The sequence below is a fragment of the Streptomyces sp. NPDC001381 genome (genome assembly GCF_042895685.1).
In the GTDB taxonomy this organism is placed as follows: Bacteria; Actinomycetota; Actinomycetes; order Streptomycetales; family Streptomycetaceae; genus Streptomyces.
Map to the genome: position 1 here is coordinate 754,522 of NZ_JBIAWO010000002.1, position 19,506 is coordinate 774,027.

Annotated in this window: 17 protein-coding genes; 13 read left to right on the plus strand and 4 right to left on the minus strand. The window is 72.0% G+C overall.

Translation table 11 applies throughout. The annotated features are described in order from the left end of the window. Window positions 1-5: 5 nt before the first annotated feature. Together ACFY2L_RS10445 and rhaI are read right to left on the minus strand one after the other, a co-directional pair. On the minus strand, window positions 6-2,045 hold the full coding sequence (locus ACFY2L_RS10445) for a bifunctional aldolase/short-chain dehydrogenase (RefSeq protein ID WP_390822039.1): 2,040 nt from the start codon (window positions 2,043-2,045) through the stop codon (window positions 6-8). A gap of 115 nt (window positions 2,046-2,160) precedes the next feature. After that, window positions 2,161-3,321, minus strand: coding sequence for an L-rhamnose isomerase (gene rhaI, locus ACFY2L_RS10450; RefSeq protein WP_390656509.1), 1,161 nt, complete (start codon window positions 3,319-3,321; stop codon window positions 2,161-2,163). A gap of 271 nt (window positions 3,322-3,592) precedes the next feature. Between rhaI and ACFY2L_RS10455 the strand changes: the two genes are divergently transcribed. From ACFY2L_RS10455 to ACFY2L_RS10505, 11 genes are all read left to right on the plus strand, one after another. After that, entirely contained in the window at window positions 3,593-5,110 is a 1,518-nt protein-coding gene (locus tag ACFY2L_RS10455) for a sugar ABC transporter ATP-binding protein (protein ID WP_390656510.1), read from the plus strand. Window positions 5,111-5,138: 28 nt separating this feature from the next. Then, window positions 5,139-6,209, plus strand: a complete 1,071-nt coding sequence (locus ACFY2L_RS10460; RefSeq protein WP_390656511.1) for an ABC transporter permease — start codon at window positions 5,139-5,141, stop codon at window positions 6,207-6,209. Further along, on the plus strand, window positions 6,202-7,203 hold the full coding sequence (locus ACFY2L_RS10465; RefSeq protein WP_390822040.1) for an ABC transporter permease: 1,002 nt from the start codon (window positions 6,202-6,204) through the stop codon (window positions 7,201-7,203). The genes ACFY2L_RS10460 and ACFY2L_RS10465 overlap by 8 nt, the downstream gene beginning before the upstream one ends. Before the next feature lie 36 nt (window positions 7,204-7,239). Beyond that, window positions 7,240-8,319 (plus strand): rhamnose ABC transporter substrate-binding protein, encoded by a 1,080-nt coding sequence (gene rhaS / locus ACFY2L_RS10470; RefSeq protein WP_390656514.1) that lies wholly within the window; start codon window positions 7,240-7,242, stop codon window positions 8,317-8,319. 19 nt (window positions 8,320-8,338) lie between these two features. Beyond that, the gene (locus ACFY2L_RS10475; RefSeq protein ID WP_390656516.1) at window positions 8,339-8,659 is read left to right on the plus strand and encodes an L-rhamnose mutarotase; all 321 of its coding nucleotides are present in this window, start codon (window positions 8,339-8,341) and stop codon (window positions 8,657-8,659) included. 48 nt (window positions 8,660-8,707) lie between these two features. Further along, complete coding sequence (locus ACFY2L_RS10480; protein WP_390822041.1) at window positions 8,708-10,132, plus strand: BNR repeat-containing protein; 1,425 nt, start codon at window positions 8,708-8,710, stop codon at window positions 10,130-10,132. Between the two features lie 91 nt (window positions 10,133-10,223). Beyond that, complete coding sequence (locus ACFY2L_RS10485; RefSeq protein WP_390656519.1) at window positions 10,224-11,249, plus strand: LacI family DNA-binding transcriptional regulator; 1,026 nt, start codon at window positions 10,224-10,226, stop codon at window positions 11,247-11,249. A 103-nt stretch (window positions 11,250-11,352) separates the two neighbouring features. Further along, window positions 11,353-12,654, plus strand: a complete 1,302-nt coding sequence (locus ACFY2L_RS10490) for an alpha/beta fold hydrolase (RefSeq protein ID WP_390656520.1) — start codon at window positions 11,353-11,355, stop codon at window positions 12,652-12,654. Between the two features lie 28 nt (window positions 12,655-12,682). Beyond that, window positions 12,683-13,426 (plus strand): PIG-L deacetylase family protein, encoded by a 744-nt coding sequence (locus ACFY2L_RS10495; RefSeq protein WP_390822042.1) that lies wholly within the window; start codon window positions 12,683-12,685, stop codon window positions 13,424-13,426. 29 nt (window positions 13,427-13,455) lie between these two features. Then, complete coding sequence (locus ACFY2L_RS10500) at window positions 13,456-14,355, plus strand: sigma-70 family RNA polymerase sigma factor (protein ID WP_390656523.1); 900 nt, start codon at window positions 13,456-13,458, stop codon at window positions 14,353-14,355. 24 nt (window positions 14,356-14,379) lie between these two features. After that, entirely contained in the window at window positions 14,380-15,210 is an 831-nt protein-coding gene (locus ACFY2L_RS10505) for a pentapeptide repeat-containing protein (RefSeq protein WP_390822043.1), read from the plus strand. Here the strand turns inward: ACFY2L_RS10505 and ACFY2L_RS10510 are convergent. Further along, window positions 15,172-16,710: a cytochrome P450 gene (locus ACFY2L_RS10510; RefSeq protein WP_390822044.1), complete on the minus strand. Its 1,539-nt coding sequence runs from the start codon at window positions 16,708-16,710 to the stop codon at window positions 15,172-15,174. The two genes, ACFY2L_RS10505 and ACFY2L_RS10510, sit on opposite strands and share 39 nt — an antisense overlap. Window positions 16,711-16,816: 106 nt before the next feature. Here ACFY2L_RS10510 and ACFY2L_RS10515 point away from each other — a divergent pair, with 106 nt between their 5' ends. Both ACFY2L_RS10515 and ACFY2L_RS10520 read left to right on the plus strand, forming a co-directional pair. Beyond that, the gene (locus tag ACFY2L_RS10515) at window positions 16,817-17,428 is read left to right on the plus strand and encodes a TetR/AcrR family transcriptional regulator (RefSeq protein ID WP_390822045.1); all 612 of its coding nucleotides are present in this window, start codon (window positions 16,817-16,819) and stop codon (window positions 17,426-17,428) included. 125 nt (window positions 17,429-17,553) lie between these two features. Continuing rightward, the gene (locus ACFY2L_RS10520) at window positions 17,554-18,279 is read left to right on the plus strand and encodes a DUF2470 domain-containing protein (RefSeq protein WP_390822046.1); all 726 of its coding nucleotides are present in this window, start codon (window positions 17,554-17,556) and stop codon (window positions 18,277-18,279) included. Here the strand turns inward: ACFY2L_RS10520 and ACFY2L_RS10525 are convergent. After that, window positions 18,247-19,485: a lactonase family protein gene (locus ACFY2L_RS10525; protein ID WP_390656529.1), complete on the minus strand. Its 1,239-nt coding sequence runs from the start codon at window positions 19,483-19,485 to the stop codon at window positions 18,247-18,249. The genes ACFY2L_RS10520 and ACFY2L_RS10525 overlap by 33 nt on opposite strands. Window positions 19,486-19,506 lie beyond the last annotated feature (21 nt).

The window sequence follows — 19,506 nt, forward strand, 5'->3', positions numbered from 1 at the left end:
GGCCGTCACCGGAGGAACGCGGCCGCCACGCCCGCGTCGACGGGCACGTGCAGCCCGGTGGTGTGCGTGAGCTCCCCGCCCGTCAGCGCGAACACGGCGTTCGCGACGTGCTCGGGCAGCACCTCCCGCTTGAGGATCGTCCGCTGCGCGTAGAACTCGCCCAGCTTCTCCTCCTCGATCCCGTAGGTCGCCGCGCGCTGGGCGCCCCAGCCCCCCGCGAAGATCCCGGAGCCGCGGACGACGCCGTCCGGGTTGACGCCGTTGACCCGGATCCCGTGCTCCCCCAGCTCCGCGGCCAGCAGCCGCACCTGGTGCGCCTGGTCGGCCTTGGTGGCGGAGTAGGCGATGTTGTTGGGCCCGGCGAACACGGCGTTCTTGGAGGCGATGTAGACGATGTCGCCGCCCAGCCCCTGCGCGATCATCACCCGGGCCGCCTCACGCGAGACCAGGAAGGAACCCCGCGCCATGATGTCGTGCTGGAGGTCCCAGTCCTTCACCGAGGTCTCCAGCAGCGGCTTGGAGATCGAGATCCCCGCGTTGTTGACCACGAGATCGACTCCGCCGAAGGCGAGCACGGCGGCCCTGAAGGCGTCGGCGATGCCCTCCTCGGAGGTCACGTCCACGGTCACGGCGACGGCCTTGTCGGACCCGCCCAGCTCCTCGGCGACGGCGGCGGCGTTCTCGGCGTGGAGATCGGCGACGACCACACAGGCGCCCTCGGCGACCAGCCGGTGCGCGATGGCCTTCCCGATCCCGCTGCCTGCCCCGGTGACCAGGGCCACCCGGGTGGCGAGCGCCTTCGGCCGCGGCATCCGCCGGAGCTTGGCCTCCTCCAGCGCCCAGTACTCGATGCGGAACTTCTCCCGCTCCTCGATCGGCGCGTACGACGACACCGCCTCGGCCCCGCGCATCACGTTGATGGCGTTGACGTAGAACTCGCCCGCGACCCGGGCGGTCTGCTTGTCCTTGCCGAAGGAGAACATGCCCACGCCCGGCACGAGCACGATCGCGGGGTCGGCGCCGCGCATCGCGGGGGAGCCGGCCTCGGCGTGGCGCCGGTAATAGGCGGCGTACTCCTCCCGGTAGGCGGTGTGCAGCTCCTTCAGCCGCGCGACCGCCTCCTCCAGCGGGGCGGTGGGCGGCAGATCGAGGACCAGGGGGCGCACCTTGGTGCGCAGGAAGTGGTCCGGGCAGGAGGTGCCCAGCGCGGCGAGCCGCGGATGCTCGGCCCGCGCCACGAAGTCGAGCACGGCCTCGGAGTCGTTGTAGTGCCCGACCTGCGGCCGGTCCTGCGAGGCGATCGCCCGCACGTGCGGCGCGAGCGCGGCGGCCCGTTCCCGCCGCTCACCCTCGGGCAGCGCCTCGTAGCCCTCGACGACGGGCCCGAAGGGCTCGGCCCTCCCCCGCTCGGCGAGGAACTTCTCCGCGGTCCGGATGATGTGCAGCGAGTTGTGCTCGCACTCCTCGGCGGTGTCGCCCCAGGCGGTGATCCCGTGCCCGCCGAGGATCACGCCGATGGCCCGCGGGTTGGCCTCCTTGATGGCGGCGATGTCCAGCCCCAGCTGGAACCCCGGCCGCCGCCACGGCACCCACGCCACACGGTCCCCGAAACACTCGGCGGTCAGCTTCTCCCCGTCGGCGGCGCAGGCGAGCGCGATCCCGGAGTCCGGGTGCAGATGATCGACGTGGGCGGCGTCCACGAGCCCGTGCATGGCGGTGTCGATGGACGGCGCCGCCCCGCCCTTGCCGTGCAGGCAGTAGTCGAACGCGGCGACCATCTCGTCCTCGCGCTCGACGCCCGGATACACGTCGACGAGTCCCCGCAGCCGGTCCAGCCGCAGCACGGCGAGCCCGCTCTCGGTGAGCGTACCGAGGTCGCCTCCCGACCCCTTCACCCACATCAGTTCGACGTCGGAGCCGGTGACGGGGTCGGTGTCCGTCCCCTTGGCGGACGCGTTGCCGCCGGCGTAGTTCGTGTTACGGGGATCGGAGCCGAGCCGACGGGACCGGGCGAGCAGGGCTGCGGCTTCGGGATGGGTGGACATGGGGATTCCTCGCTTCTGGAACACGGGTGACGGAGCGCGCCCCCAGGGGCGCGGGGAACTGCGTGACCAGCCACGAGGGGCCCGCAGTCCGCGATGCACAGGTGAAGGCGGACGCTCACGCGCCCCAACCGGCCTGTTCCCCTCCCACTCGCTCAGCGACGATCTTCTCCGCCCACCCGGACGCCCGGTACGCGGCGATGGGGTCGGGGTCCAGCCCCATCTCCTCCCGCACCTCACGCAGCAGCGGACGCACGTCCGTGTTGTACGCGTCCATCAGCACGGCATTCGCCTCCAGCACATCCCCGGAGGCCTGCGCGGCGGCCAGCGCCGGCCGGTCGACCAGCAGGGCCTTCGCGGTGGCCTCCTGCACGTTCATCACGGACCGGATGATCGCCGGGATCTTCGCCTCGATGTTGTGGCACTGGTCCAGCATGAACGCCACCTCGGAGGTGAACCCGCCCCCACGCACGACCTCGTACATGATCCGGAACAGCTGGAAGGGATCCGCCGCGCCCACCATCAGGTCGTCGTCGGCGTAGAACCGGGAGTTGAAGTCGAACCCGCCGAGCTTCCCCTCCCGCAGCAGCGTGGCCACGATGAACTCGATGTTGGTCCCCGGCGCGTGGTGCCCGGTGTCGACCACGACCTGCGCCTTCGGCCCCAGCTTCAGACAGTGCGCGTACGCCGTGCCCCAGTCCGGGACGTCGGTGGTGTAGAAGGCCGGCTCGAAGAACTTGTACTCCAGCAGCATCCGCTGCCCGTCGCCCAGCCGTTCGTACACCTCGGCCAGCCCCTCGGCCAGCCGGTCCTGCCGGCCCCGCACATCGTCCTGGCCGGGATAGTTCGTGCCGTCCGCGAACCACAGCTTCAGATCCGCGGAGCCGGTCGCGTCCATGATGTCGACGCACTCCAGCAGATGACCGACGGCCTTGCGCCGCACCCCCGCGTCGGGATGGCAGACGCTGCCCAGCTTGTAGGCGTCGTCCTGGAAGGTGTTGGAGTTGATCGCCCCCAGCTTCACCCCCCGGTCCTCGGCGTGTTTCGCAAGTGCGGAGTAGTCCTCCACCTTGTCCCACGGGATGTGCAGCGCCACCGTCGGGGCCACACCGGTGACCGCGTGGACCTGCGCCGCGTCGTCCAGCTTCTCCTGCGGGGTACGCGGCACACCCGCTTGCGCGAACACCTTGAAACGGGTCCCCGAGTTCCCGTACGCCCACGACGGCGTCTCGACGGCCTGGGTCTTCAGCGCGGCCTTCACCGCGGCGAGGTCGGTCACTTCGGGCTCCTGTGACATCGGTCCGGCACCAGGGCCGGATGAAACGATTCAGAACGGGAAGCTATGAGGCCGCGGCGGGAGTGTCAACCCTTTCGTCCGTGCACCCTTTCCGTGACCGCCGCGTGACCTTCGGCTATCGAAAGATTTTCGAGACGGACCCATTGACGTGACATGCCCCGCATGCCTAACGTCCCGGCAATCCAGTTGAAACCTTTCACGACGCTGTGACGCCCCGATGGGACGGTCCGCAGCAGTCGTCGAGGAGCCACCCATGACCCACCCGTCCGACACGGGACCGGCCCCGGTGCTGGCGCTGAGGGACGTCGCCAAGTCCTTCGGCGCCGTACGCGCCCTGCGGGGCGTCTCCCTGGAGCTGTTCCCCGGCGAGGTGCACGCCCTCGCCGGCGAGAACGGCGCGGGCAAGTCGACCTTGATCAAGACCCTCGCGGGGGTGCACCGACCGGACGCCGGCCGGGTGCTGCTCGACGGCGAGCCCGTCGTCTTCCACGGCCCCGGCGACGCCCGGGACGCCGGCATCGCCGTGATCTACCAGGAACCCACGCTCTTCCCCGACCTTTCGATCGCCGAGAACATCTTCATGGGCCGCCAGCCCCGGCGCGCCCTCGGCCGGATCGACCACAAGGCCACCCACGCCGCCACCACCGCCCTGATGGCGCGGCTCGGCGTCGACCTCGACCCCGACCGCCCGGCGCGCGGACTGTCCATCGCCGACCAGCAGATCGTCGAGATCGCCAAGGCGCTCTCCTTCGACGCCCGCGTCCTGATCATGGACGAGCCGACCGCCGCCCTCACCGGCAGCGAGGTCGCCCGCCTCTTCGGCGTGGTGCGCACCCTGCGCGAGCAGGGCGCGGCCGTCCTCTTCATCTCCCACCGCCTGGAGGAGATCTTCGAGATCTGCCGGCGGGTGACGACCCTGCGCGACGGCGCCTGGATCGCCAGCGAACCGGTCGAGGGCATGACCGAGGACGACCTGGTCCGCCGTATGGTCGGCCGCGACCTCGACGAGCTCTACCCCAAGCAGGACGTCACCCCGGGCGAGGTCGCCCTCAGCGTCCACCGCCTCACCCGCGAGGGCGTCTTCACCGACGTCTCCTTCGAGGTCCGGCGCGGTGAGATCGTCGGTCTCGCCGGGCTCGTCGGCGCGGGCCGCACCGAGGTCGCCCGCGCGGTCTTCGGCATCGACCGCTGGGACGCCGGCGAGGTGACGGTCGACGGCCGCCCGCTCACCAACGGCGCCCCCTCCACCGCGATGGCCGCGGGCCTCGCCCTGGTGCCGGAGGACCGGCGCGCCCAGGGCCTGGTGATGGACATGTCCATCGAGCGCAACATCGGCCTCACCGGCCTGCGCACGACCGTCAGGGCCGGCCTGATGGACCGGAACGCCGAACGCAGCCGCTCCCTCGACTGGGCGGTCAAGCTCCAGGTGAAGTACGCCCGGATCGCCGACGCCGTCAACACGCTCTCCGGCGGCAACCAGCAGAAGGTGGTGCTCGCCAAATGGCTGGCCACCGCCCCCAAGGTGCTGATCGTCGACGAGCCGACGCGCGGCATCGACGTCGGCACCAAGGCCGAGGTGCACCGGCTGCTGAGCGAGCTGGCCGCCGACGGGGTCGCCGTCCTGATGATCTCCTCCGACCTGCCCGAGATCCTCGGCATGGCCGACCGCGTGCTCGTGATGCACGAGGGCCGGCTCACCGCCGAGATCCCCCGCTCCGACGCCACCGAGGAAACCGTGATGGCCGCAGCCACCGGGAGGGCCGCCGCATGAGGCCCACCACCGTCGGGAGGGCCGCCGCATGACGGTCACCGCTCCCGGACAGGCCCCCGTCGCCGAGGCGCCCAGGTCCAGTGGCACCCGCCTCGTCGACCGCGTCTTCAAGATGCGCGAACTCGCCATCCTGCTGGTCTTCCTGGTGATGATCGCCGTCACCCAGGCCGGCAACAGCGAGTTCCTCTCCGAGCAGGGCATCAAGGACCTGCTGCTGAACGCGACCATCCTGGTGCTGGTCGCCACCGGCCAGTCCCTGGTCGTCATCACCCGCAACGTCGACCTGTCGGTCGGCTCCACCCTCGGCATCACCGCCTTCGCCGCGGGCACCTACCTGCACGGCGGCGGCAACCCGGTGATCGCGATCGCGCTGGCCGTGCTGCTGGGCACCGGCTTCGGGCTCCTCAACGGCCTGCTCGTCAGCCTCGGTCAGGTACCGGCCCTCGTCGTCACCCTCGGCACGCTCTACATCATCCGGGGCATCGACTCCATCTGGGTCGGCTCCCGGCAGATCACGGCCGCCGACCTGCCCGGCGGCTTCGTGGACTTCGGCTCCGGCGGCATCTCGGCCGTGCCGTATCTCGCGCTGATCGCCCTGGCGGTGCTGGTGGCGACGGCGTACTACCTCAAGCACTTCGGCAGCGGCCGCGAACTGTACGCCCTGGGCTCCAACCCGGAGGCCGCCCGCCTCGCCGGCATCCCGGTGCGCAAGCGGATCCTCGCCGCGTACACCTTCTGCGGCGGACTGGCCGGCCTCGCCGGCGCGATGTACCTGGCCCGGTTCGGCAACGTCGACTCCGGGACCGGCAACGGCTACGAACTCACCGTGGTCAGCGCGGTCGTGGTCGGCGGTGTCGTCTTCACCGGCGGCTCCGGCAGCGTCTACGGCGCCGCACTCGGCGCGCTGCTGCTGACCTCCATCAACAGCGTCCTGCCCGCACTCGGCGTGAGCTCGGTCTGGGTGCTCGCCATCAACGGCGTCCTGCTCCTGCTGGCGATCGCGGTCGACCGGATCGTGGCCCTGCGGGTGGCGCTCGCCCTGAAGAAGAAGTCGGCGTCCGTGAAGCCGGCCGCAGTGAAGGGGGACGCACGTGCCTGAGTCCGGAACCCTCGCGCATCGCGTGGTCCGCTGGGACACCGTGGTGAGCGCCCTCCTGATCGTCCTGCTGCTGTTCTCCTTCTCCTTCGTCGACGGCTTCGGCAACGCGCTGAACCTGTCCTTCCTGATCGGCAACACCCTGCCGATCGCGCTGATCGCCCTGCCGATGACCCTGCTCGTGGTCTCCGGGGAGATCGACCTCTCGGTCGCCTCCACGGCCGGTCTGTCCGGCGCGGTGATGGGCGCCCTGTGGAACCAGGGCATGACCATCGAGACGATCATCCCGGTCTGCCTGCTGCTCGGGGTGGTCTGCGGGCTGGTCAACGGCCTGCTCGTGACCCGTCTCGGGCTGCCCTCCCTCGCCGTCACCATCGGCACCCTCGCCGCCTACCGGGGCATCGCCCAGATCGTGCTCGGCTCCGACGCGGTGACCGACTTCCCCTCCCCGTACCTGGACTTCGCGGCCGGACGGGTCGGGAACAGCTTCCTCCCACAGGCCTTCCTGCCCTTCCTGGTCCTGCTCGCGGTCGCGGTGGTCGTCCTGCACGCCACCCCCTTCGGCCGCTCGCTCTTCGCGATCGGCGCCAGCGAGGAGGCCGCGCGGTTCGCCGGCATCCGCGTCAAGCGGCAGAAGCTGATCCTGTTCACGGTGACCGGCCTGATGGCCTCCCTCACCGGGATCTTCTGGGCCCTGCACTACGCCAGCGCCCGCTACGACAACGCCACCGGCCTCGAACTCTCCGTCGTCGCGGCCGTCCTCCTCGGCGGCATCGACTTCGACGGCGGCAAGGGCACGCTCGGCGGGGCGATTGCGGGAGTCTTCCTGCTCGGCGCGCTGCAGAACGTGATGAGCCTGCTCAACGTCTCCGCCCAGTCGCAGATCGTCGTCACCGGCGTCCTGCTCGTCGTCTCCGTGCTCGGCCCCCGGGTCGCACGCCAGATCTCCGTCGCACGGGCGGGCCGTAGGGCCGCAGCCTCGACCCCGACGGCGTAAACCCCGCTTCGCTCACCTTCGTAAAGGAACCCCGTGATGCGCAAGTCTTCCCTCCGTCGTGCCTGTGCGGCCCTCGCCGCCGTCTCCTCCCTCGCCCTCGCCGCCACCGCCTGCGGCGGCACCACCAAGGAGGACGTCAAGAGCGAGGGCGCCTCGGCGGCCGCCACCGGCAAGGCCGACCCGAACGCGGCCACCAAGAAGGGCCTGACCGTCGGCTTCCTGCCCAAGCAGGTCAACAACCCGTACTTCACCTCCGCCGACAAGGGCGGCGAGGCGGCCCTGAAGGAGCTGGGCTCCAGCTACAAGGAGGTCGGCCCGTCCAGCGCCACCGACACCTCCGGGCAGGTGTCGTACGTCAACACCCTCACCCAGCAGCAGGTCGACGCGATGGCCGTGTCCGCGCAGGACCCGGGCGCCCTGTGCACCGCGCTCAAGCAGGCCATGAGCAACGGCATCAAGGTCGTCACCTACGACTCCGACACCAACGCCGGCTGCCGCAACGCCTTCGTCTCGCAGGCCTCCGCCGAGGACCTGGGCCGCACCGAGGTGCAGCTGCTCGCCGAGCAGATCGGCTACAAGGGCGAGATCGCGATCCTGTCCGCCGCGCAGACCGCGACGAACCAGAACACCTGGATCGACTTCATGAAGGACGAGCTGAAGGACGCCAAGTACAAGGACGTCAAGCTCGTCAAGGTGGCCTACGGCAACGACGACGCCCAGCAGTCCTTCCAGCAGACCCAGGGCCTGCTCCAGGAGTACCCGAACCTGAAGGGGATCATCTCCCCGACCACGGTCGGCATCAAGGCCGCCGCCCAGTACCTGTCGGGCTCCAAGTACAAGGGGAAGGTCAAGCTGACCGGCCTCGGCACCCCCAACGACATGCGCAAGTACGTCAAGAACGGCACCGTCGACGCCTTCGAGCTGTGGGACCCCTCGAAGCTCGGCGCGCTGGCCGCGCAGACCGCCGTCGCGCTGGTCTCCGGCCAGATCACCGGCAAGGAGGGCGAGACCTTCAAGGCCGGCTCCACCACCTACACCATCGGCAAGGACGGCGTGATCAGCCTCGGCAAGCCGACCGTGTTCGACGCCAAGAACATCGACCAGTTCAACTTCTGATCCGAAGGAGCGGTACTTCATGCAGCGCGTCTGCTTCCTGCTCAAGGTCCGTCAGGACAAGCTCGCCGAGTACCGCGAACGCCACGCCGCCGTGTGGCCGGAGATGCTCGAAGCTCTCTCGGCCACCGGCTGGCACAACTACTCCCTCTTCCTCAGAGACGACGGCCTGCTCGTCGGCTACCTGGAGACCGACGACTTCGAGGCCGCCCAGGCCGGCATGGCGGCCACCGACGTCAACGCCCGCTGGCAGGCGGAGATGGCGCCGTTCTTCGAGTCCCTCGACGGCGCCCGCCCCGACGAGGCCATGAAACCGCTCACCGAGGTCTTCCACCTCGCCTGACCCGTTCGTCCCCCCGCCCTTCCTCGTACGACGATGGAGTCCCCCGCGATGAAGAGACGTACGCTCCTGGGAGCCGCCCTCACCTCGGCCGTGCTGACCCCCGCCCTCACCACCGGCACCGCACGCGCCGCCGACCCCGGCCCCTCGGTCACCCGCACGAGCACCACCCGACTCGACGCCACGGCCCTCTTCTTCGTCTCCTACGACGGCCTGGTCAACAACAACTCGTTCCAGAAGAACGGCCTGCTGACCTACAAGGGCTACCAGTACGCCACCTGGTACACCTCCACCGGCAACGCGGTCGTCGGCCGCCGCGTCCTCGGCGGCGGCACCTGGTCGACCGTCACCCTCCCGCACGTCCTCAAGGCGAGCGACTCCCACAACGTCATCTCCATGGGCGTCTCCAGGACCGACGGCCGGCTGCACCTCAACATGGACTCCCACAGCAACGGCTACTTCTACGTGAAGTCGGTCGCCGGGCTCATGGACAACCCCGCCTCCACCGCCTGGACCTCGTCCGTCTTCGGCGCCGTGCAGACGACCATGGACGGCCTCTCCCTCACCACGCAGTTCACCTACCCGCAGTTCGTCTCCACCCCTGAGGGCCGGCTCCAGCTCAGCTACCGGGTCGGCGTCTCCGGCAACGGCCGCAACGCCCTCGCCGAGTACGACGGTTCGACGTGGACGGCGCTCGGGGAGTGGACCAGCGCCACCGGGACCTACACCAGCGAGCACGGCTCCTCGACCGCCCGCAACATGTACCTCCACGGCATCGACTACGACGTCAACGGCCGGCTGCACTCCTTCTTCACCTGGCGCGAGCAGAACGCCGCCGTCATGTGCAGCAGCGGCGGCATCACCAACCACGACACCGGATACGTCTACTCCGACGACCGGGGCCGCACCTGGCGCAACAACGCGGGCACGGTCGTCGGCACCACCGGCGGCTCCGACAAGGTGGCGGTCACCGACAGCGGCCTGGTCGTCGACCCCCTCAACCCGGACCACTCCCTGATGAACCAGGAGAGCCAGTTCACCGACTCCGCCGGCCTCCCGCACGCGATCATCAGCTACGTCCCCGGCCGCTTCGGCCAGTGCACCACCGGCTACGTCGGCGACCGCACCGCCAACGGCCGCGCCTTCCACGTCCGCAAGAACTCCTCGGGCACCTGGCAGAAGACGGAGATCCCCGTCGTCCTCGGCTCGAGCCAGCGCACCAAGCTGATCCTCGACAAGTACGACAACGCCTACGCGATCTTCCCCTTCGGCCGGATCGCCGGCGCCTCGAAGTCCTCCGGGTACACCGACTGGACGGTGTTGTTCGACGGCAGCGGGCTGAACGCCTTCGGCGAGGTCGTGATCGACGAGCTGCGGGTCAAGGCCGACAACACGCTGTCGTTCATGTACCAGGAGAAGTCGAGCGGGACGACCCCCTCGGCGCTCCACGTCATCGACTTCGCGCTGCCCGCATGACGCGGACAGCTTCCCGGACAGCGGTGCGGCGCGGTGACGGTAATGTGAAGGCCGTCCCGCCGTACCGCGCTCACCTGGAGGTCCCCGCCTGATGGCCCAGTCGGTGGGTATCAAGGACGTCGCCCGTGCCGCCGGAGTCTCCGTCGGCACGGTGTCCAACGTCATCAACCGCCCGGACACCGTCGCGACCGAGACCCGGGCCCGGGTGCTGTCCGCGATAGACCGGCTCGGTTACGTGCGCAGCGAGTCGGCGCGCCAGCTGCGGGCCGGCCGCAGCCGCATCATGGGGCTGCTCGTCCTCGACATGGGCAACCCCTTCTTCGTGGACGTCGCGCGTGGCGCCGAGCGGGCCGCCCGGGACGCCGGGCTCGGTGTGATGGTCTGCAACAGCGCCGAGAGCGTCGGCGAGGAGGCCGAGTACCTCTCCCTCTTCGCCGAGCAGCGGGTGCGGGGCGTGCTGCTCACCCCGGCCGACGCGACCGGCCGCAACATCGAGTCCTTCCGCCGCCACGGCATCCCGTTCGTGCTGGTCGACCGGGTCTCCGAGGGCACCACCGAGTGCTCGGTGTCGGTGGACGACGTGGCGGGCGGCGCGCTCGCCGTACGCCATCTCGTCGACGCCGGACACCGCTCCATCGCGTACGTCAGCGGGCCGCCCGGCTTCAACCAGGTCCGCGACCGCCGCACCGGCGCCCTGAACGCGCTCGCGGAGGCGGGCCTCGGCCCGGAGTGCCTGCGCGAGCTGCCCACCGAGCGGCTCGACGTGGCCGCCGGCCGGGACGCCGGCGCCCGGCTGCTCGGGCTCGCCGACCGCCCCACGGCCGTGTTCTGCGCCAACGACCTGCTCGCCCTCGGTGTCCTGCAGGCCATGTACGCGGCCGGCGTCGGGGTCCCCGACGATCTCGCCATCGTCGGCTACGACGACATCGAGTTCGCCGCCGCCGCGGCCGTCCCGCTCACCTCGGTCCGCCAGCCCGCCGTCACCATGGGCGCCCTGGCCGCCGAGATGCTGCTGGAGGAGACCGAGGAGAGCGGGAGCGGCCGCAGGCACGAGCACCGGCGGGTGGTGCTCCAGCCGGAACTGGTGGTGCGCCGTTCCAGCCTCTCGGCGCGCTGAGCCGCCGTTCAGTAGCCGTTCATGATCCCCCGGGCTCCGCACGCGCCCGGACATGTGCTGAAGTGGGACGCGGCCCGTACACCGAGCGTCCAGGAGACCCCTGTTGTCCTCCAGCTACCGCCAGCCCGGCGTCGTACTCACCGACCGCCGTTTCACCGTCCCCCTCGACCACACCGACCCGTCGGGGGAGACCATCGAGCTGTACGCCCGTGAGGTCGTCGCCGGCGACAAGGCCGGCCAGGACCTGCCCTGGCTGCTGTACCTCCAGGGCGGCCCCGGCTTCGGCGCCCACCGCTTCGTCGGCAGGCCGGCCTGGCTCGGGCGCGCCCTGAAGGAGTTCCGCGTCCTCCTTCTCGACCAGCGCGGCACCGGCCACTCCACCCCCGCCAACCGCCAGACGCTCCCGCTGCGCGGCGGCCCGGCCGAGCAGGCCGGCTACCTCACGCACTTCCGCGCCGACTCGATCGTCCGCGACTGCGAGACCATCCGCCCCGAGGTCACCGGCGGCGCCCCGTGGACCGTCCTCGGCCAGAGCTTCGGCGGCTTCTGCACGGTCAGCTACCTCTCGCTCGCCCCCGAGGGCCTCGCCGCCGCCTTGATCACCGGCGGCCTGCCCTCCCTCGACGCCCACGCCGACGACGTCTACCGCGCCGCCTACCCGCGCATGGAACGCAAGACCGCCGCCCACTACGCCCGCTACCCGCAGGACGTCGAGCGGGTCCGCCGGATCGCCGACCACCTGCTGCGGCACGAGGTCACCCTCCCGAGCGGCTACCGGCTCACCGTCGAGGCCTTCCAGACCCTCGGCATCATGCTCGGGGGCGGCGAGGGCAGCCACCGTCTGCACCACCTCCTCGAAGAGGCCTTCGTCCGCACCCCGCACGGCCCGGAGCTCTCCGACGCCTTCCAGGAGGAGATGCAGAGCAAGCTCTCCTTCGCCGGCCACCCGCTGTACGCCCTCGTCCACGAGGCGATCTACGGCCAGGACGCCCGCCCCACCGCCTGGTCGGCCGAACGGGTGCGCGCCGAGTTCCCGCAGTTCGACGCGGCGAAGACGCTCACCGGCGACGGACCGCTGCTGCTGACCGGCGAAACGATCCACCCCTGGATGTTCGACACCGACCCCGCACTGCGCCCGCTGCGCGAGACCGCAGAACTCCTAGCCGCCCGCACCGACTGGACGCCGCTCTACGACCCCGCCCGCCTCGCCGCCAACGAGGTCCCGGTGGCCGCCGCGATCTACCACGACGACCTGTACGTCGACACCGCCCACTCGCTGCGCACCGCCCGCGCGATCCATGGCCTGCGCACCTGGGTCACCGACGAGTTCGAGCACGACGGCGTCCGGGCCGGCGGTCCCCGGGTCCTGGACCGGCTGCTGGCCCTCGTCCGTGACGAAGTGTGATGTCGGTGTCACCGATTAGTCTTCAGGCATGACCGAGCCGACGATCACTCAGCTCCTGCCCATGCCGGAGGACTGGCGGCGGGCCCTGGCCGTCGTGGCGCACCCGGACGACCTGGAGTACGGGTGCTCCGCGGCCGTCGCCGCCTGGACCGACGCCGGCCGCGAGGTCGCCTACGTCCTGGCGACGCGCGGCGAGGCGGGCATCGACACGATCGCGCCCGCCGAGTGCGGCCCGCTGCGCGAGCGTGAGCAGCGGGCGAGCGCGGCGGTCGTGGGGGTGTCGACGGTGGAGTTCCTGGACCACCGGGACGGAGTGATCGAGTACGGCCCCGCCCTGCGCCGGGACATCGCCGCCGCCGTCCGCCGGCACCGTCCCGAACTCGTCATCACGCTGAACCACCGCGACACCTGGGGCGGAGTCGCCTGGAACACGCCCGACCACGTCGCCGTGGGCCGCGCCGTGCTCGACGCCGCCGGGGACGCCGGCAACCGCTGGATCTTCCCGGAGCTCACCGAGCAGGGCCTCGAGCCCTGGAACGGCGTGCGCTGGGTCGCGGTCGCCGGCTCGGCCACCCCCACCCACGCCGTGGACGCCTCGGCGGGCCTGGAGCGCGCGGTGCGCTCCCTGCTCGAACACCGCGCCTACCTGGAGGCGCTCACCGACGAGGACCCGGAGACGTACGTCCGCCGCTTCCTGACCGGGGTCGCGCACTCGGTGGGGGAGCGGTTCGGCGGCCGGCCGGCCGTGGCGTTCGAGCTGTTCAACCGATAGGGACCAGGGCCGACAGGGGGAGAGGCTGAGTGAACGACACAGACGTACTGGCGGAGCGCTTCGAGGAGCACCGGGCGCATCTCAAGGCCGTCGCCTACCGGATGCTGGGCTCGCTCAGCGAGGCGGACGACGCCGTGCAGGAGACCTGGCTGAGGCTCGGCCGCAGCGACGTGGGGGACGTACGCAACCTGGGCGGCTGGCTGACCACGGTGATCGGCCGGGTCTGTCTGGACCTGCTGCGCTCGCGCACCGCCCGCCGCGAACAGCCCATCGACGAGGGGTACGACACCTTCGTGCCCGACCCGGTGATCAGACCCCTCGACCGGACCGACCCCGAGCAGGAGGTGCTCCAGGCCGACGCGGTGGGGCTCGCCCTGCTGGTCGTCCTGGAGACGCTGGAGCCGGCCGAGCGGCTCGCGTTCGTGCTGCACGACATGTTCGCCGTCCCCTTCGACGACATCGCCCCGATCGTGGAGCGCGGCACGGCCGCGACCCGCCAGCTGGCCAGCCGCGCACGCCGCAGGGTGCAGGGCGCCACGCCGTCGGCGGAACCGGATCCCGGCCGTCAGCGCGAGGTGGTGTCCGCCTTCCTGGCCGCGGCCCGCGCCGGGGACTTCGAGGCGCTGCTCTCCGTCCTCCACCCCGATGTGGTGCTGCGGGCCGACGCCGGGGCGCTGGTGCGGGGCGCGGCCGCCTCCAAGGTCGTGCACGGCGCGAAAACGGTCGCCGAACAGGCCATGTTCTTCCGGCAGATGGCGCCGTCCGGGCGGCTGGCGCTGGTCGGCGGCGCGGTCGGGATCCTCAACGGTCCCGAGGGCGAGGTGCGCTCGGTCATGGGCGTCACCGTCGTCGACGGCCGGATCGTCGCCCTGTACATCCTCGCCGACCCGGAGCGCGTGGCCGCCCTGGACGTCCCGGAGGGAGTGTGAGGGCAGGTCAGTAGGGTGGAGGGCATGCGAGACCAGACAGCGGGCCGGAAAGAACTGCGCGGCGACTGCGGGAACTGCTTCGGCCTGTGCTGTGTGGCCCTGCCCTTCGCCCGCTCCGCGGACTTCGCGCGCGACAAGCCCGCGGGCAGCCCCTGCCCCAACCTGGCGGCGGACCACCGCTGCGGCATCCACGACCGGCTGCGGCAGCAGGGCTACACCGGCTGCACGGTCTACGACTGCTTCGGCGCCGGCCAGCAGGTCTCGCAGGTCACGTTCGGCGGCCGGGACTGGCGGGGCGCCCCGCGCGAGCACGCCCGGCTCATGTTCGAGGTGTTCCCGGTCGTCCGCCAGCTGCACGAGCTGCTCTGGTACCTCACCGAGGCCCTCGCCCTGCCGGCCGCCCGCCCGGTCCACCCGGAACTGCGCCGGCTCCTGGAGCGCACCGAGGCGCTCACCGGCGGGACCCCGGAGGAGCTGGCCGCGCTGGACGTCCCGGCCCACCGCCAGGAGGTCAACGTCCTGCTGCTGAGGACCAGCGAGCTCGCCCGGGCCGGCGTCGGCGGACGCAGGAAGGACCGCCGGGGCGCCGATCTGATGGGCGCCCGGCTCAAGGGCGCCGATCTGCGCGGCGCGAACCTGCGGGGCGCCTACCTGATAGCCGCCGACCTCACCGGCGCCGATCTGCGCGGCGCGGACCTGATCGGGGCCGACCTGCGCGACACCGACCTCACCGACGCCGACCTGACCGGGGCGTTCTTCCTGACCCAGCCGCAGCTGAACGCGGCCCGGGGCGGCGCGGGCACCAGGCTGCCGGGGTCAGTCACCCGCCCGGTGCACTGGACAGCGCACCGCTGACCCCGCTTCCTCCGGCCCGGTCCCGGCCGGTTCCGGCCCGGTCCCGGCCGGTGCCGCGGGCGCCGTACGCCGCTCCAGGCGCAGCCGCAGTCCCTCCGGCATCAGTGTCAGCCGCTCGGTGACCCGCAGCCGGTACGCCGGGTCGGGCCGCAGGTCGTAGCGGCGCAGCAGCAGGCCGAGCACCAGCGTGGCCTCGTGCAGCGCGAACTGGCGTCCGATGCAGGCCCGCGCACCCGTGCCGAACGGCTTGTAGGTGTGCGGGGGACGGCCCCGTACGGCCGAGGCCTCGAAGCGGTCCGGGTCGAACCGGTCGGCGTCGGCGCCCCACACCCGCGGATCGCGGTGCAGCATCGCGGTCAGCACCAGGGCCCAGGCCCCCTGCCGCATCGGATGCTCCCCGCCCAGCAGGGTGTCCTCGCGGGCCTCCCGCGCGAAGGCGGGCGCCGTCGGCCACAGCCGCAGTGCCTCGTCGAGGACCCGGCGCACATACCGCAACTTGGCCACCTGGTCGTACCCGGGCACGGCCGTGGTGCCCCACACCCGGTCCACCTCGGCGCGGGCGCGGGCCGCGATCCGCGGGTTCAGGGAGAGGTAGTGCAGGGCGAACGAGAGCGCGCCGGAGGTGGTCTCGTGGCCCGCGACCAGGAAGGTGATGACCTGGCGGCGCACGTTCTGCGCCGACAGCCGCTCGCCCGTCCCGGGGTGCGCGGTGTCGAGCATCCGGTCGAGCAGGTCCCCGTCCCCGCCGCCCCGGCTGCGACGCGCCCGTACGAGTGCGTCGACCGTGCGGTCGAGATAGGCGATGTCCGCCTCGTTCTGCCGCGCGGCCCGCCGCAGCAGACCGGGGAACGGCAGGGTGTTGAGGCGCTGGGCGTAGGTGAGCGTGCCCACCATCGCCGTCACGAAGGGATGGAGCCGGGCGCGCTCGAACGAGCCGAAGTCGTGCCCGAATCCGGTGCGCGCGATCGTCTCCAGGGTGAGCTTGGTCATGTCCCCGGGCACGTCGACCGAGCGTCCGGCGGCCAGCTCGCGGTCCCAGTGGCCGGTGAGCCGGTCGGCGACGTCCAGCATCATCGGGTGGTAGGCCGCCATGGCCTCCCGGCTGAACCCCGGAGCCAGGACGTCGTGCGCCAGCTGCCAGTTGGGCTCGTGGTTGTACGCGGTGAACAGCGCGTCGCCGACGACCGGCCGCAGGTTGGCGATCCCCAGCCCCACGTGCTTGGCGAACCGTGACTCGTCGGCCATGTCGGCGGCGAGCTCCGCGCCCCCCACGAACACGAACTCCCTGCCGAACACCTTGCGCCGGAAGATCGGCCCCAGCTCCCGGCCGTACCGCAGGGAGTCCTGCAAGGGGGTGCGCCGGCCGGCACCCACGATGTCGCCGAGCAGCGGGAGCCGGTACGGGGGATGCGGAATGCGGTGCAGTTCGGGCCACCCGAGCTCCGCGCTCCGGAAACCCTTGGGCAGCACGGCCCCGGCCGTCGTCGCCGTCTCCGCCATGACGCGATCTCCCTTGATGCAGCGGCAGGTGGAACTGTTGTACGTGGGTTCAATAGCGCGCCCAGTGTCGGCCTGCCGCCGAACCGGCGTCAAGTAGAGTGCGGGCATGGCCGCGAACCAGGGCGAGCGCACCCGGCGCCGACTCAGCACCGCGGAGCGCAGGGAACAACTCCTGTCGGTGGGCGCGCGGCTGTTCTCCGAGAGTCCGTTCGACGACGTCTGGATCGAGCAGGTCGCCGAGATCGCCGGGGTCTCGCGCGGGCTGCTCTACCACTACTTCCCGACCAAGCGGGACTTCTTCGCGGCGGTCGTCGAGCGCGAGAGCGAGCGGATGCTCCGGATGACGGCGGCGGTGCCGGGTGTCCCGGTCCGCGAACAGCTCGCCTCGGGCCTCGACACCTATCTGGAGTACGTCGAGACCCATGCCCACGGCTACCGCGCCTTCCATCGCGCGGACGCGGCCGGGGACCAGACCGTCCGCCGTGTCTACCAGCGGGCCCTGGCCGCGCAGGAGCAGCAGATCCTGGCCGCCCTGGGCGCCGACCCGGAGTTCGGCCCTCTCTTCGAGCGCCGTCCCGAGGTGCGCCTCGCGGTGCGCGGCTGGCTGGCGTTCATCACGGCCGTCTGTCTGGAATGGCTGCGGTGTCCGGACCTCACGCGGGAGCAGGTGCGGGAGTTGTGCGCGCGGGCGCTGCTCGGGGTCATCGCCGCGGGCTGAACGGTCGCGGCGCGGGCCGGCCGGTCTCGTCGCGGACGGAAGGGCGCCCCGCAGGATCACCTGTGCGGTTGGCGCGCGCCCTGAACTCCGATAGGTTAGGCAAGGCTTACCTAAGGAGGTCTGGGATGGGTGACAGCCACAGCTGGACGGCCGTGCCCGGTACGGCCGAGCGGGCCCGTTCGGTGCTGGCCGCCGCGTGGTCCTGCGCGGTCACCGCGGACGGCGGACGCGAGGAGTTCGTCGGCGCGCACACCGTCGACGAGGACGGCCGGGTGCATCTGCGCGTGCCCGAGGACAGTTCCCTGCGCACGGCGGCGATCTGCGCGCCCCGCGGGGAGCCGTCCGCCGTGCTGGAGTTCGCCGACGTGGCGCCCGTCCCCGTACGCCACCGGGTCCGGGCCCGGCTCTGGCTCGCGGGCTGGTTCGCCCCCGAGGACGACCACCTCGCCTTCCACGCCACCCGGATCGTGCTGAAGCAGCCGCCCGGCGCGGTCGCCGTCGCCCTCGACGAGTTCGCCGCGGCCGCGCCCGACCCCCTCGCCACGGCCGAGGCCCAGCTGCTCACCCATCTGGCCGACGCCCACCCGGACGCCGTCGAGCGGCTCACCCGGCTGGTCCGGCGCGACAGCCTGCACGGCGCCGTACGGGTCCAGCCGCTCGCCGTCGACCGCCACGGACTGACGCTGCGCATCGAGCGCGTCCGCGCCCACGGCGACGTGCGCCTGCCCTTCCACGCGCCCGCCGACGACGTCGGGCAGCTCACCGAGCGCATGCACGTCCTGCTCACCCAGGCGAGCGCCGCGTCCTGCCCGCGCGCCCTACAGTGGCAGCGCACAGACCGCGACGGGTGAGACGAACGGCTCGCCCGCGAGCCGCAGCTCCCCGCTCCCGCCGTCCACCTCGAACACGCTGACCGTGCCGGAGCGCTGGTTCGCCGCGAACAGCAGGTGGCCGTCCGGCGAGAGGGCGATCTGCCGGGGGAAGTCCCCCTCGACCGGGACCGTGCCGAGCGGCCGCAGCCGGGCCCCGTCCGCCTCCACCGCGTACCGCGCGAGCGTGTTGTCACCGCGGTTGGCCAGGTACGCGTACCTGCCGTCCGCGGTGACCGCGAACTGCGCCGGATAGCTGGGATCCGCCTTCGCGCCCGTGGACTGCGGCGCGCCGATCGTCAGACGGCCGCTGGACGCCTCGTAGGAACACACGGCCACCGTGTCGTCGGCCTCGTTGGCGAGGTAGGCGTGGCGGCCGCCGGGGTGGAACGTGAGGTGGCGCGGTCCCGCGCCCGGCCGGGTGTGCGCCTGCGCCACCTCGGTGAGGGTGCCGGCCTTCTCGTCCAGGCGGTAGCTGTACACCGTGTCCGTACCGAGGTCGACGGCCAGGACGTGCCTGCCGTCGGGCGCGGTGACGAACTGGTGGGCGTGCGGTCCCCGCTGCCCCGGCCCGGGGGCCGGACGGGCGTGGGTGACCCGGTCGGTGCGCTCGCCGAGCGCGCCCGAGGCCTCGATCGGGTGCACGGTCACGCTGCCCGACCCGTAGTCGGCGCTCAGCAGCCAGCGCCCGCCGGGGTGCACGGAGACCTGACAGGTGTGGGACCCGCCCGTCGCCCTGCTGCCGAGGACCCTCCGGTCCGACAGCCGCACGGCGGTCACCGCGCCCCGCGCCCGCTCGTTCACCGCGTACAGCGTCGTGCCGTCCGGGTGCACCGCGAGGTACGACGGGTCCGGGACGCCGGTGATCGTGCCCCGGCCGGTGATCCGCCCCGACGCGGGGTCGTACGAGGCGACGCCGATGCCCTTCCCCCCGCCCTCGGCGGAGGTGTAGGTGCCCAGGTAGAGGGGCCGGGGGCCGGAGGGGCTCGGTGCGGGCTCCGGGGCGGCGGGCGACGTGGACGACGACGGTTGCCGGGCCGTCGGGGCCTCCCGCGCCGTCGAGGCCGCCGGCGGCGAGCCGCCGTCACCGGCGCAGCCGGCCGACGCGGACGCCACCGCCGCACCGCCCAGCACGCCGACGAAGCGGCGCCTGCTCCAGCCTCCCGCCGCGCCGGTCCCACCGTTCATGCCCGCACCTCGGATCGTCCC